Below are 13,176 nucleotides of genomic sequence, written 5' to 3' on the forward strand. Positions count from 1 at the left end.
CTTTGCTCTTTCCATCCTTGTCTAGTGAGTGTGCGCGATGAAAATCACCGGCGTTGAAATCCGTCCCGGCAATATTATCGAATTTGAAAAGGGGATCTGGAAGGTCACCAAGATCCAGCACACCCAGCCGGGCAAGGGCGGCGCCTATATGCAGGTGGAAGCCAAGAATCTGATCGACGGGCGCAAGCTCAACAACCGTTTCCGCAGCGCCGACACGGTCGAAAAGGTCCGCCTCGACACCAAGGATTTCCAGTTCCTCTATGCCGAGGGCGACGATCTGGTGTTCATGGACAAGGACACGTTCGAACAGATCAACATCTCCAAGGACGTCGTCGGCGAAGCGCATGAATTCCTGCAGGACGGCATGGACGTCGTTCTCGAACTTTGGGAAGAGCGCCCGATCTCGGTCGAACTGCCCGAAACGATCGAAGCGACGATCGTCGAGGCCGACGCCGTGGTGAAGGGGCAGACCGCCTCGTCGTCGTACAAGCCCGCGATCCTCGACAATGGCGTGCGCGTGATGGTGCCGCCGCACATCACCAGCGGAACCAAGATCGTTGTGCATGTGTACGACCGCGAATATGTCCGCCGCGCCGACTGATGGCTAAGATCGTCACCGACGCGCGGAGCTTTCGGGCCGACCGCGCGTGGGGGGCGCGCGATCTCGTCGAGATCGAAGGCGCCAGCGTCCGCCTGCATTGGACGGACCAGCCTTATAAATGGCATGTCAACGACGGCGCCGAACTGTTTTGCGTCATCGCCGGGACCGTCGACATGCATTATCGAGAGGCGGGCGAGGAGCATGTTGCGCGCCTTGCCGCCGGCGACATGTTTGTAGCCGATGTCGGCGACGAACATGTGGCGCATCCGGTGGGCGAGGCCCGCATTTTGGTCGTAGAACGTAAGGGATCCGTATAGTGGCCGTATCGGGCATCATCACCGTCATGGAACGCGCCGCGCGCAAGGCCGGCACGAAGCTGCGCCGCGACTTTGGCGAAATCGAGCACCTGCAGGTCTCGCAGAAGGGGCCGGCCGACTTCGTGTCGAAAGCCGACCAGGCCGCCGAGCGCACGCTGTACGACGAACTCGGCCGCGATCGTCCGGGCTGGGGCTTTGTGCTCGAAGAAGGCGGCATCATCGAGGGCGAGCCCGGCAAGCCCCGCTTCATCATCGATCCGCTCGACGGCACGTCGAACTTCCTCCACGCGATCCCGCATTTCGCGATCTCGATCGCGGTACAGGAACCGAAACCGGGCGGCGGCTGGGGCGACGTCACCGCGGCGCTGGTCTATCAGCCCGTCACCGACGAAAGCTATTGGGCCGAACGCGGCCGCGGCGCCTGGCTGCATGATCGCCGCCTGCGCGTCGCATCGCGCCGCCACCTCAACGAGTGCCTGATCTCGACCGGCATTCCGTACATGGGCCATGGCAATATGGCGCAGTGGAGCCGCATTTTCGGTGCGGTCGCGCCCGAAGTCGCCGGCATCCGCCGCTTCGGTGCCGCCAGCCTCGACCTCGCATGGGTCGCGGCTGGGCGTTACGACGGTTTCTGGGAAAGCGACCTCAAGGTCTGGGACGTTGCAGCGGGCATGTTGCTCGTGCGCGAGGCTGGCGGCTTCGTGAGCGATTTCCGCGGCGGCGACCGCGCGATCGAGCGCAGCGAATTTATCGCCGGCAGCGCCGCGGTCCATTCGAAGCTGCAGAAGCTGGTGGCGGGCGCACTCCGCAACGCCTGACCTTCTTTTCGTCATGCCGGACTTGATCCGGCATCCCGCTCGGCGACGCTGAAAAGCGGGACCCCGGATCAAGTCCGGGGTGACGAATGATTGGTCAGGTCACTTCTCGAAAACATATTCGCGAAAGCTGTCCATCAGCGACGCCCAGGTGTTGAAGGTCTCGCCGACATTCTCGCGCGGGATACCTGCGAAATCGAGGTCGACGTCCATTTCGAGCACCGGATCGCCCTCGTCATCCTTATAGGCGCGGGCGAAGCGCTTGTCCTTGTTCCACTTGTTGAGCTTGTCGAGCGAGACGTCCTTCGCGTCGCTGAAGCCCATATAATATTGCAGCGTCTTGCACTTCTTGCTTTCTTCGCAGTTCATGAAGAGAACGAGGAATTTCAGGCCGTTGCGATTGCTTTCGAGATAGGGATCGTCGCCGGGCTTGCTGATCAGCGTCGCGGGCCAGCCCTGCGACTCGAGGATCGCCTTGATCGTTGCGGGATTCGACGCGTTGATCAGCTCGGCCTTGGCCGGAGTCGCCGCAAAAAGTGCAGCGACGCCCAAGGCGAGCGCGGCGCGAGTGGTAGTTGGTCCCATGGAAGCTCCCTTTATCCAAGTTGCGCCCTGAAAGCGCGGTACTCCGACCCTTTTCGGGTGGGGTATCACAGCGATAGGGGCTGTCACCAGCGGCCTTTGTGCTTTTGGTCACACGCGATACGAAATTCCTGCCCGCAGCGCTTGCGACACGCGGCTTCGTGGCCTAAAGCGCCCCCGATAAACGGGTGCCAGACACCCCAAAATATGAACAACAGAACTGCGAGCTCCCATGGTCGATCTGACGCAATATTTGCCGATCCTGATCTTTCTGGTCGTCGCCGTCGGCCTGTCCTCCGCCTTCGTGTTTCTTCCGATGGGCGTCGCGCGGCTGACCGGGGCGCACAAGCCCGATCCGGCGAAGCTGACCGAATATGAATGCGGTTTCCCCGCTTTTGAAGACGCGCGCAGCCAGTTCGACGTGCGTTTCTACCTCGTCGCCATTCTTTTCATCATCTTCGACCTCGAAGCCGCCTTCCTCTTTCCCTGGGCAGTGAGCCTTGAGGAAATTGGCTGGGCCGGTTGGGCCACGATGATGATTTTCCTCGCCGAACTGACGCTCGGCCTTGTGTATGCGTGGAAGAAAGGGGCGTTGGACTGGGAATGAGCAGCTCGATCATCCTGCCGCCCGGCCAGATGCCGGTTGCCCCGGGGACGAACCCCGACATGGCGTTCTTTGACGACCTCAACAGCGAAGTCGGCGACAAGGGCTTTCTCGTCACCTCGACCGAGGATCTGTTCAACTGGGCGCGCACCGGCTCGCTCTGGTGGATGACCTTTGGCCTTGCATGCTGCGCGGTCGAGATGATCCACGTCAACATGCCGCGCTATGACATGGAGCGTTTCGGTGCCGCGCCGCGCGCATCGCCGCGCCAGTCCGACGTGATGATCGTCGCGGGTACGCTCTGCAACAAGATGGCCCCGGCGCTCCGCCGCGTCTACGACCAGATGTCGAACCCGAAGTACGTGATCTCGATGGGCAGCTGCGCCAACGGCGGCGGCTATTATCACTACAGCTATTCGGTGGTGCGCGGCTGCGACCGCATCGTGCCCGTGGACATCTATGTCCCCGGCTGCCCGCCGACTGCTGAAGCCCTGCTTTACGGCGTGATGCAGTTGCAGCGGAAGATTCGCCGCACCGGGACGATCGAACGCTGATGACCCATGCCGCACCCCTCGTCGCCCGCCGCGCCCATATCGACGCGGAACTGAAGGCGCTGCTCGGCAAAGACCTGCTCATGCATGTCCATGCCGCCGATGAAGACAGCATCACCGTCGATCGCGAAGCGATCGCGGGCGTGATGATCGCGCTGCGCGACAAGATGGAATATCAGCAGCTGATGGAAATCGCCGGGGTGGACTATCCCGACCGCGCCGAGCGGTTCGAGGTCGTCTATCACCTGCTCAGCGTGACCAAGAATCATCGCCTGCGCGTTCGCGTCTGCACCGACGAAGCGACGCCGGTGCCAAGCATCGTGCCCGTCTGGCCGGTTGCCGGCTGGCTCGAACGCGAAGTGTTCGACATGTATGGCGTGCTGTTCGCGGGCAATCCGGACCTCCGCCGCATCCTGACCGACTATGGTTTCCAGGGGCACCCGCAGCGCAAGGATTTCCCGCTGACCGGCTATACCGAGCTGCGGTACAGCGAAGAGGACAAGCGCGTCGTCTACGAGCCGGTGAAGCTCGCGCAGGATTTCCGCAATTTCGACTTCCTCAGCCCATGGGAAGGCGCCGATTATGTGCTGCCCGGCGATGAAAAGGCCGGCGGCACCGGCGAAGCGCCGGGCAAGGGCGCGCCGACGCCGCTGACCGCGGCCGAGGTCAAGAAGGCCGACGACCAGGCGAAGGCGCCGCCGCCGCCGACTCCGAAGACCACCGAAAAGCCCGAGCAGACCGGGGCAGGGGCGAAGGCCAACATCAAGGCCGCAAAGACGAGCCGCGATGGCGCGAGCGCGAAGCCTTCGACCAAGGCCGCGAAAACGCCGGCGACCGCGAAGGCCGAAAAGGCCCCGCCGAAGCCGCGCGCACCGCGCAAGCCTAAAACTGGAGGTGACGCATGACCGACTCTCCGAACGTCCATCATTATGGTGGCGACCTGTTCGAAGGCTATCCGGTCGACACCGCCAATACGGTGGGCGATCAGGCCGTCACCAACTACACGATCAACTTCGGTCCGCAGCACCCCGCGGCGCACGGCGTTTTGCGCCTCGTGCTCGAGCTCGACGGTGAGATCATCGAGCGCGTCGATCCGCACGTCGGGCTGCTCCACCGCGGCACCGAAAAGCTGATCGAGTATAAGACCTATCTGCAGGCTTTGCCCTATTTCGACCGGCTCGACTATTGCTCGCCGCTCGGGATGGAGCACAGCTATGTTCTCGCGATCGAGAAGCTGCTCGATCTCGAAGTTCCGGCGCGCGCGCAATATCTGCGTACGCTGTTCGCCGAGCTGACGCGCATCTGCAATCACATGCTCAACATCGGGTCGCACGTCATGGACGTCGGCGCGATGACCCCGAATCTCTGGGTGTTCGAGCTGCGCGAGGATTGCCTCAACTTCTTCGAGCGCGCGAGCGGCGCACGCATGCACAGCGCCTATTTTCGTCCGGGCGGCGTCCACCAGGATGTGCCCGAACGACTGCTCTACGACATCGGCGAATGGTGCGAAAAACGCCTGCCGAAACTGTTCGGCGACGCGATGAGCCTCGTCATCGACAACCGCATCTTCAAGCAGCGGAACGTCGACATCGCGACGGTGTCGAAGGAAGACGCGCTGGCGTGGGGCTTCTCGGGCCCGATGATCCGCGGCAGCGGCATCGCGTGGGATCTGCGCAAGTCGCAGCCCTATGACGCCTATGCGTCGATGGAATTCGACATTCCCGTCGGCACCCGCGGCGACTGCTACGACCGCTTCATGGTGCGCGTCGAGGAAGTCTATCAGTCGGCGAAGATCATCAAGCAGTGCCTGCGCGACATGCCGACGGGCCCGATCGCCAGCCTCGACCGCAAGGTCGTCCCGCCGAAACGCGGCGAGATGAAGCAGTCGATGGAATCGCTGATCCACCACTTCAAGCTCTACACCGAGGGCTTCCACGTCCCCGCGGGCGAAGTCTATGTGGCGACCGAAAGCCCCAAGGGCGAATTCGGCGTCTATCTGGTCAGCGACGGCAGCAACAAGCCGTATCGCTGCAAGATCCGTCCGACGGCGTTCAGCCATCTTCAGGCGATGGACATGATGTCGAAGGGCCACATGCTCGCCGACACCACCGCGATCATCGGCGCGATCGACGTCGTGTTCGGGGAGTGTGATCGGTGAGTGCCCTCCAATCCTATCGCGACTGGTTGCGAGGCGACGGCCCTCGAGCCGCGCAGCGCTGGTCGACTCTTTCATGGGCAATTCTGGTTGCGGTGCTTTGGGCATGGGCATTCATCAGCGGCTCGACGCAACCCGGATACGGATCGGTTCAGGCGGTATTCGCTGCGTTTGGGACCCTTCTGTTGACAGTTTTGTACGGAATCACCCGACTTTTCATCGCGCCGACAAATGGTAAGCACAATGGCTGACGCACCCCAAATCCCCGACGAAGCCGAAACCCGCGCGCGCTGGGGCGCTTTTGCGTGGACGGCGGAAAATGCCGAGAAGGCGAAGGCGATCATCGCACGCTATCCCGCGGGGCGCCAGCGTTCGGCGGTGATGCCGCTGCTCGACCTCGCGCAGCGCCAGGTCGGCGCCGAGACGCAGACGCAGGGGTGGCTGCCCGTGCCGGTGATCGAATATGTCGCGGCACATCTCGATATGCCGTTCATCCGCGCCTACGAGGTCGCGACCTTCTACACGATGTATAATCTCGTGCCCGTCGGCCGCTATCATGTGCAGGTCTGCGGCACGACGCCGTGCCTGCTGCGCGGGTCGGACGATGTCATGGCCGCGTGCAAGAACCGCGGCATGGTGAAGGGCAAGACGACCCCCGACGGCCTGTTCACGCTGACCGAGGTCGAGTGCATGGGCACCTGCACCAACGCGCCGATGGTCCAGATCAACGACGATAATTACGAAGACCTCGATTACGACAGCACCGTCCGCATCCTCGATGCGCTCGCTGCGGGCGAACAGCCGAAGGCGGGAACGCAGCTTGCGAACCGCCACACGAGCGAGCCCGACGGCGGCCCGACGACGCTGAAGGAAATGGTCAAGGCCAACCACGACTATCGGAAGGAATGGTAAGCCATGCTGGCCGATAAGGATCGCATCTTCACCAATCTCTACGGCTTCCAGCCGTGGAACCTCAAAAGCGCGCAGGCGCGCGGCGATTGGGACAATACCAAGGATCTGATGAAGCGCGGCCAGGACGCGATCATCGAAGAGATCAAGGCGTCGGGCCTGCGCGGCCGCGGCGGCGCGGGCTTTCCCACGGGACTCAAATGGTCGTTCATGCCGAAGGAACCGCGCGCCGACCGCCCGAGCTTCCTCGTCATCAACGCCGATGAATCCGAGCCGGGCTCGTGCAAGGACCGCGAAATCATCCGCCACGATCCGCACAAGCTGATCGAAGGCGCGCTAATCGCGGGCTTCGCGATGCGCGCCCGCGCGGCCTATATCTACATCCGCGGCGAATTCATCCGCGAGGCCGAGACGCTCTTCGCCGCGGTGCAGGAGGCGTATGACGCCGGCCTGCTCGGCAAGAACGCTGCGAAGTCGGGCTATGATTTCGACGTCTTCGTCCACCGCGGCGCCGGCGCATACATCTGCGGCGAAGAAACCGCGATGATCGAAAGCCTCGAGGGCAAGAAGGGCCAGCCGCGCCTGAAGCCGCCGTTCCCGGCGGGCGCCGGCCTTTATGGCTGCCCGACGACGGTGAACAATGTCGAATCGATCGCGGTCGTCCCGACGATTCTGCGCCGCGGCGCGCCGTGGTTCGCAAGCTTCGGGCGCGAGAATAACAAGGGCACCAAGCTCTTCCAGATCTCGGGCCATGTCGAGCGCCCGTGCGTCGTCGAGGAAGAGATGGGCATCACCTTCCGCGAGCTGATCGACAAGCATTGCGGCGGCATCCGCGGCGGCTGGGACAATCTGCTCGCGGTGATCCCGGGCGGCTCGTCGGTTCCGCTCGTCCCCGCGGCCGAGATCATGGACGCGCCGATGGACTTCGACGGGCTGAAAGCCGTCGGATCGGGCCTCGGCACCGCGGCCGCGATCGTGATGGACAAGTCGACCGACGTCGTTCAGGCGATCAGCCGGATCAGCTATTTCTACAAGCATGAAAGCTGCGGCCAGTGCACGCCGTGCCGCGAAGGCACCGGCTGGATGTGGCGCGTGATGGAGCGGCTGCGCACCGGCGACGCCGACATCAGCGAGATCGACACGTTGTTCGACGTGACCAAGCAGGTCGAAGGCCACACCATCTGCGCACTCGGCGACGCCGCGGCGTGGCCGATCCAGGGCCTGATCAAGCATTTCCGCCCCGAAATCGAACGCCGCATCCGCGAGAATGGCGGCATGGTGGAGGCGGCGGAGTGAATAGGCTCGCCAGCCTTGAACGTGCACGGCATCGCCGGTTTGCGGCGATCGCATGTGCGGCTCTCGCGGCGACGGGTGGCTTTTCGAACGTCGCTAGCGGCAAGAATGTCTCCGACAAGGAGGCGTTGCAGTCGGCCAAGGAATTTGCGGACTGCATCGTGAAGAAGCGGCCCGACCAGGCGCGCGAGGTCGTGTTCCGGAGCTATCTGGACGTCGAAAAACGTTTTCCCAAATTGCTGGACAAGGAATGTCTACCAGACAAGTCCAACGGCTATTACACCAGCCTGTTGCGCTTCCCGGGCGATACGCTGCACCAATTGTTGGCAAATGCGCTGATCCGATTGGAATATTCGTCATCGGGTCCCGACCTTTCGGCGTTGAGTTCGATGGGCATTCCTGCTCCCCGACCGAAAGCGCCCGAAGTTCTGGCCAAAATGTCGGACAAGGAACGCGAGGCGTATGGCGCCAAGTTTAGTGCGTCCCAGAATTGGTACATGCTGATGACGCTCGGCGATTGCGTATCGCGGCGCGATTCGGAATCCGTTCGGTCGCTGGCGTTGACGGACATTGGGAGCGCCGAAGAAAAGGCCGCGATTGGAAAGCTTCAACCGCAAATCGCAGCTTGCTGGCCTTCGGGACAGACGGTTCGCATGAATATCAGTAATTTTCGCGGTCCGACTCTCCGGGCCTATTATCATCTAGCTAGCAGCGTCGCGGAAGCGGACGAGTTCAAAGAGGCTGCGAAATAATGCCTAAAGTTACCGTAGATGGCGTAGAACTCGACGTCCCTCAGGGCGCGACCGTCTTGCAGGCGTGCGAGCTGGCGGGGAAGGAAATCCCGCGCTTTTGCTACCACGAACGCCTGTCGATCGCCGGCAATTGCCGCATGTGCCTCGTCGAAGTGTCGCCGGGTCCGCCGAAGCCGCAGGCGTCGTGCGCGCTGCCGACCGCCGAGGGGCAGGTGATCAAGACCGACAGCCCGATGGTGAAGAAGGCACGCGAAGGGGTGATGGAGTTTCTGCTCATCAACCACCCGCTCGACTGCCCGATCTGCGACCAGGGCGGCGAGTGCGATCTGCAGGACCAGTCGGTCGCCTATGGCCGCGGCGCGACGCGCTATGACGAGAACAAGCGCGCGGTCACCGAGAAATATATGGGCCCCATCGTCAAGACGGTGATGACCCGCTGCATCCAGTGCACGCGCTGCGTCCGCTTTGCGGAGGAAGTCGCGGGCGTGGAAGATGTCGGCGCGATTTATCGCGGCGAGAATATGCAGATCACCTCGTACCTCGAACGCGCGGTCGGCAGCGAACTGTCAGGCAATATCGTCGACCTTTGCCCGGTCGGCGCGCTGACCAGCAAGCCCTATGCGTTCGAAGCGCGTCCGTGGGAACTCAGCAAGACGCTCGGTATCGACATGATGGACGCGGTCGGCACCAATGTGCGCATCGACGCGCGCGGGCGTCAGGTCCTGCGCGTGCTGCCACGCGTCAACGACGATGTGAACGAGGAATGGGCGAGCGACAAGACGCGCCACCATGTCGACGGCCTGACCCGCCGCCGCCTCGATCAGCCCTATGTTCGCGTGAACGGCGCGCTTCAGCCCGCAAGCTGGGCCGAAGCCTTTGCGGCCATCGCGGCGGTCAATGCCGGCTCGTCGGTCGCGGCGATCGCGGGCGACCTCGCCGATTGCGAGACGATGTTCGCCGCGAAGTCGCTCGTGAACGCGCTCGGCGGCACCCTGCTCGAAGGGCGCCAGACCGGCCTCGACTATGACGTCACCAGCCTGTCGGCGGTCAATTTCAACACCGGGATTGCTGAGGCCGAGAATGCCGACGTGATCCTGCTCGTCGGCACGAACCTTCGCTGGGAAGCGCCGCTGATCAACACGCGCATCCGCAAGGCGGTGTGGAAGAAGGGCGCGAAGGTCTTTGCGATCGGCCCCGAAACCGACCTGACGTACAAGGCTGAGTGGCTGGGCGACGACGCTTCGCTCGTTGCGAAGCTGCCCGCGGCGGTGCTCGACGCGCTGAATGGCGCCGAGCGGCCGATGCTGATCTTCGGCGGCGGCGCTTTGTCGGTCCCTGGCGTCCACGGTGCGGGTCTCGCGCTCGCCAAGTCGGTGAATGCGGTCAAGGACGGCTGGAACGGCTATAACGTCGTCCATTTCTCGGCCGCGCGCATGGGTTCGCTGATGCTCGGCTACGGCCTGCCCGGCGGGATCAAGGATGTGATCGCGGCAAAGCCGAAGCTCGCCTTCTTCCTCGGCGCCGACGAGGTCGATTTCGCGGCGCTTCCCGATACGTTCAAGGTCTATGTCGGCCATCATGGCGACAAGGGCGCGCATGCCGCCGATGTCATCCTGCCCGCCGCCGCATGGACCGAAAAGGACTTCACCACGGTCAACACCGAGGGTCGCGTCCAGCGCAGCGAAAAGGCGGTGTTCGCACCGGGCGATGCGCGTGAGGACTGGAGCATTTTTCGTGCTTTGGCCGATGCGCTCGGCGTCTCGCTCGGTTTCGACAGCTTCGCGCAGTGCCGCGAGGCGATGATCGCCGCGGTGCCCGCCCTCGGCGCCGAAGGCCTCGCCGACTATGGCTGGACGGTGCCGAAGCTGCCCGCGAAGCCCGAGGCGCGCGCGATCCCGTCGCCAATCAAGGATTTCTATCTCACCAACGCCATCTGCCGCGCGTCGCCGACGATGCAGCGCTGCTCGGAAGAGCTGATCCATGGCGCAGACTTTGCGGAGGCCGCGGAATGACCCCGGTGCATGCGATTGCCAGCATCCTGCTGGTCGGGATGGGCTATTCGGTCTGGCGCGGGTTCAATCCGCGCAAGTCGGAAAAGCCCGGCCCGCATAACGGCTGGCGCAACCAGGACGGGACCCGGAAATGACCGAGACCTTCATCTCCTGGGGCATGGACCCGAATTGGGCGTGGGGCGTCGCGACGATCGCGGGCATCCTGCTCATCGCCCTCCCGCTGATGCTTGCGGTTGCGATGATCATTTACGCCGACCGCAAGATCTGGGCGGCGATCGCGCTGCGCCGCGGTCCGAACGTCGTCGGTCCCTTCGGCCTGCTGCAAAGCTTCGCCGATGGCCTGAAAGTGTTCCTGCAGGAAACGATCGTCCCGAGCGGCGCCAATAGGGGCCTGTTCCTGATCGCGCCGATCATCACCTTCACGGTGGCGCTGCTCGCCTGGGCGGTGATCCCGTTCAATTCGGGCGCGGTGCTCGCCGACATCAACGTCGGATTGCTCTACATCCTCGCGATCTCGTCGCTTGGCGTCTACGGCGTGATCCTGTCGGGCTGGGCGTCGAACTCGAAATATCCCTTCTTTTCGGCGATGCGTGCCTCGGCGCAGATGATCTCCTATGAAGTGTCGATCGGCTTCATCCTGATCGGCGTCGTGCTTTTCGCCGACAGCTTCAACATGAACGAGATCGTGAAAGCGCAGCAGGGCCACGGGCTTGGCATCGTCAATGCCTTCGGCTTCAACCTGCTGCTCTTCCCGCTCGCGGTGATGTTCCTCATCTCGTCGCTCGCCGAAACCGCGCGCGCGCCGTTCGACCTGACCGAAGCCGAAAGCGAACTCGTCGCCGGTTACCAGACCGAATATTCGTCGATGAGCTTCGCGCTCTTCTGGCTCGGCGAGTACGCCAACGTCCTGTTGATGTGCACGCTCAACGCGGTGCTCTTCTGGGGCGGCTGGCTGCCCCCGATCGACTGGGCGCCGCTTTATGCCGTCCCCGGCATCATCTGGCTGTTCGCGAAGATCCTGTTCTTCTTCTTCGTCTTCAGCTGGGTCAAGGCGACCGTCCCGCGCTACCGCTATGACCAGCTGATGCGGCTGGGTTGGAAAATCTTCCTGCCGATCTCGCTTCTCTGGATCTTCCTGATCTCCGGCTATCTGATGCTGACGAGGTATTCATGAGTACCATTGCCCACCTCATCAAAAGCTTCACGCTGTGGGAGTTTGTGAAGGCGCACGCCCTCACGCTGAAATATTTCTTCAAGCCGAAGGCGACGATCAACTATCCGTTCGAGAAGAACCCGCTGTCGCCCCGTTTTCGCGGCGAGCATGCGTTGCGCCGTTACCCGAACGGTGAGGAACGCTGCATCGCGTGCAAGCTGTGCGAAGCGGTGTGCCCGGCGCAGGCGATCACGATCGAGGCCGAGCCGCGCGAAGACGGTTCGCGCCGCACGACGCGTTACGACATCGACATGACCAAGTGCATCTATTGCGGCTTCTGTCAGGAAGCATGCCCGGTCGATGCGGTGGTCGAGGGGCCGAACTTCGAATTCGCGACCGAAACGCGCGAAGAACTGCTCTATGACAAGGCCAAGCTGCTCGCCAACGGCGACAAATGGGAACGCGCGATCGCGGCGAATCTTGCCGCCGACGCGCCCTATCGATAAGGGCGCGCGCACATGATCCAACTCTTCGCCTTTTACCTGTTCGCGACGATCGTCATTGCGTCGGCCGCGATGGTCATTTTCGCACGCAATCCGGTCCACAGCGTCATGTGGCTGATCCTCGCCTTCTTCAACGCGGCGGGTCTGATGCTGCTCGCGGGCGCCGAATTCATCGCGATGCTGCTTGTCATCGTCTATGTCGGCGCGGTCGCGGTGCTGTTCCTCTTCGTCGTGATGATGCTCGACATCGATTTCGCCGAGCTGCGCGCTGGTTTCGTGCGCTATCTGCCGCTCGGGGCGCTCGTCGCGATCATCCTTGCTGCTGAGTTGATCTTCGCGGTCGGCGCATGGAGTGCGGGCGGGGTCGACCTCGCGGCGCGCGCTGCGCCGGTCGTCAGCGACAAGAGCAATATCCAGCAGATCGGTGAACTGCTCTACACGCGCTACATCTTCCTGTTCGAGGCGGCGGGCATCGTCCTCCTCGTCGCGATGATCGGCGCGATCGTGCTGACGCACCGCAAGCGCGGCGGCGTGCGCACCCAGAATATCTCGAAGCAGAACCAGCGCCGTCCGCAGGATGCGACGCGGCTGGTCGATCCGGGCGTCGGGCAGGGGATGGAACTGTGATTTCGGTCGGCCATTATCTCGCCGTTTCGGCGGTGCTCTTCACGCTCGGCGTGCTCGGCATCTTCATCAACCGCAAGAATATCATCGTCATCCTGATGGCGATCGAGCTCATCCTGCTCGCGGTGAACATCAACCTTGTCGCATTCAGCGCGGCGCTCGGCGATCTCGTCGGGCAGGTCTTCTCGATGTTCGTGCTGACCGTCGCTGCGGGTGAAGCCGCGATCGGTCTTGCCATTCTCGTTATTTACTTCCGCGGCCGCGGCACGATTGCCGTCGACGATGCCAACCGGATGAAGGGGTAA

The 13,176-nt window shown here is 62.9% G+C and carries 17 protein-coding genes; 16 read left to right on the plus strand and 1 reads right to left on the minus strand.

Annotated features, from left to right (window positions below):
* Nucleotides 1-37 precede the first annotated feature (37 nt).
* The 3 genes from efp to J2X38_RS09225 are packed head-to-tail and all read left to right on the plus strand — an operon-like array spanning nucleotide 38 to nucleotide 1,736.
* Complete coding sequence (gene efp / locus J2X38_RS09215; RefSeq protein ID WP_039573784.1) at nucleotides 38-601, plus strand: elongation factor P; 564 nt, start codon at nucleotides 38-40, stop codon at nucleotides 599-601.
* Nucleotides 601-918 carry a cupin gene (locus tag J2X38_RS09220; RefSeq protein WP_058537974.1) on the plus strand — a complete coding sequence of 106 codons (318 nt, stop codon included), beginning with the start codon at nucleotides 601-603 and terminating at the stop codon, nucleotides 916-918. The genes efp and J2X38_RS09220 overlap by 1 nt, the downstream gene beginning before the upstream one ends.
* Complete coding sequence (locus tag J2X38_RS09225; protein ID WP_037510802.1) at nucleotides 915-1,736, plus strand: inositol monophosphatase family protein; 822 nt, start codon at nucleotides 915-917, stop codon at nucleotides 1,734-1,736. The genes J2X38_RS09220 and J2X38_RS09225 overlap by 4 nt, the downstream gene beginning before the upstream one ends.
* A 99-nt stretch (nucleotides 1,737-1,835) precedes the next feature.
* Here J2X38_RS09225 and J2X38_RS09230 read toward each other — a convergent pair whose 3' ends face one another.
* Nucleotides 1,836-2,318, minus strand: a complete 483-nt coding sequence (locus J2X38_RS09230) for a YbjN domain-containing protein (protein ID WP_058537973.1) — start codon at nucleotides 2,316-2,318, stop codon at nucleotides 1,836-1,838.
* Between the two features lie 229 nt (nucleotides 2,319-2,547).
* On the opposite strand from J2X38_RS09230, the gene J2X38_RS09235 reads away from it, so the two are divergent.
* The 13 genes from J2X38_RS09235 (at nucleotide 2,548) to nuoK (ending at nucleotide 13,176) form a co-directional block, all read left to right on the plus strand.
* Nucleotides 2,548-2,922 carry an NADH-quinone oxidoreductase subunit A gene (locus J2X38_RS09235; RefSeq protein ID WP_037510808.1) on the plus strand — a complete coding sequence of 125 codons (375 nt, stop codon included), beginning with the start codon at nucleotides 2,548-2,550 and terminating at the stop codon, nucleotides 2,920-2,922.
* Nucleotides 2,919-3,473 (plus strand): NADH-quinone oxidoreductase subunit B family protein, encoded by a 555-nt coding sequence (locus J2X38_RS09240; RefSeq protein ID WP_058537972.1) that lies wholly within the window; start codon nucleotides 2,919-2,921, stop codon nucleotides 3,471-3,473. Before J2X38_RS09235 ends, J2X38_RS09240 begins: the two co-directional genes overlap by 4 nt.
* Entirely contained in the window at nucleotides 3,473-4,375 is a 903-nt protein-coding gene (locus J2X38_RS09245; RefSeq protein ID WP_310253391.1) for an NADH-quinone oxidoreductase subunit C, read from the plus strand. The genes J2X38_RS09240 and J2X38_RS09245 overlap by 1 nt, the downstream gene beginning before the upstream one ends.
* On the plus strand, nucleotides 4,372-5,628 hold the full coding sequence (locus J2X38_RS09250) for an NADH-quinone oxidoreductase subunit D (protein ID WP_310253393.1): 1,257 nt from the start codon (nucleotides 4,372-4,374) through the stop codon (nucleotides 5,626-5,628). The genes J2X38_RS09245 and J2X38_RS09250 overlap by 4 nt, the downstream gene beginning before the upstream one ends.
* A 240-nt stretch (nucleotides 5,629-5,868) precedes the next feature.
* Nucleotides 5,869-6,537, plus strand: a complete 669-nt coding sequence (locus J2X38_RS09255; RefSeq protein ID WP_310253395.1) for an NAD(P)H-dependent oxidoreductase subunit E — start codon at nucleotides 5,869-5,871, stop codon at nucleotides 6,535-6,537.
* Nucleotides 6,538-6,540: 3 nt separating this feature from the next.
* Nucleotides 6,541-7,830, plus strand: a complete 1,290-nt coding sequence (nuoF, locus tag J2X38_RS09260; RefSeq protein WP_310253397.1) for an NADH-quinone oxidoreductase subunit NuoF — start codon at nucleotides 6,541-6,543, stop codon at nucleotides 7,828-7,830.
* A complete protein-coding gene (locus J2X38_RS09265) occupies nucleotides 7,827-8,579 on the plus strand; it encodes a hypothetical protein (protein WP_310253399.1) in 753 nt (250 codons plus the stop codon). The genes nuoF and J2X38_RS09265 overlap by 4 nt, the downstream gene beginning before the upstream one ends.
* Nucleotides 8,579-10,591 (plus strand): NADH-quinone oxidoreductase subunit NuoG, encoded by a 2,013-nt coding sequence (nuoG, locus tag J2X38_RS09270; protein ID WP_310253402.1) that lies wholly within the window; start codon nucleotides 8,579-8,581, stop codon nucleotides 10,589-10,591. Before J2X38_RS09265 ends, nuoG begins: the two co-directional genes overlap by 1 nt.
* Nucleotides 10,588-10,725 (plus strand): hypothetical protein, encoded by a 138-nt coding sequence (locus tag J2X38_RS09275; protein WP_156419661.1) that lies wholly within the window; start codon nucleotides 10,588-10,590, stop codon nucleotides 10,723-10,725. The genes nuoG and J2X38_RS09275 overlap by 4 nt, the downstream gene beginning before the upstream one ends.
* Nucleotides 10,722-11,765 (plus strand): NADH-quinone oxidoreductase subunit NuoH, encoded by a 1,044-nt coding sequence (gene nuoH, locus J2X38_RS09280; RefSeq protein WP_310253404.1) that lies wholly within the window; start codon nucleotides 10,722-10,724, stop codon nucleotides 11,763-11,765. Before J2X38_RS09275 ends, nuoH begins: the two co-directional genes overlap by 4 nt.
* Nucleotides 11,762-12,250: an NADH-quinone oxidoreductase subunit NuoI gene (nuoI, locus tag J2X38_RS09285; RefSeq protein WP_037510831.1), complete on the plus strand. Its 489-nt coding sequence runs from the start codon at nucleotides 11,762-11,764 to the stop codon at nucleotides 12,248-12,250. The genes nuoH and nuoI overlap by 4 nt, the downstream gene beginning before the upstream one ends.
* A gap of 12 nt (nucleotides 12,251-12,262) precedes the next feature.
* Nucleotides 12,263-12,874 carry an NADH-quinone oxidoreductase subunit J gene (locus J2X38_RS09290; RefSeq protein WP_058537964.1) on the plus strand — a complete coding sequence of 204 codons (612 nt, stop codon included), beginning with the start codon at nucleotides 12,263-12,265 and terminating at the stop codon, nucleotides 12,872-12,874.
* Nucleotides 12,871-13,176, plus strand: a complete 306-nt coding sequence (gene nuoK / locus J2X38_RS09295) for an NADH-quinone oxidoreductase subunit NuoK (RefSeq protein WP_003051614.1) — start codon at nucleotides 12,871-12,873, stop codon at nucleotides 13,174-13,176. The genes J2X38_RS09290 and nuoK overlap by 4 nt, the downstream gene beginning before the upstream one ends.

Origin of the sequence: Sphingopyxis sp. BE235 (genome assembly GCF_031457175.1) — a bacterium.
In the GTDB taxonomy this organism is placed as follows: Bacteria; Pseudomonadota; Alphaproteobacteria; order Sphingomonadales; family Sphingomonadaceae; genus Sphingopyxis.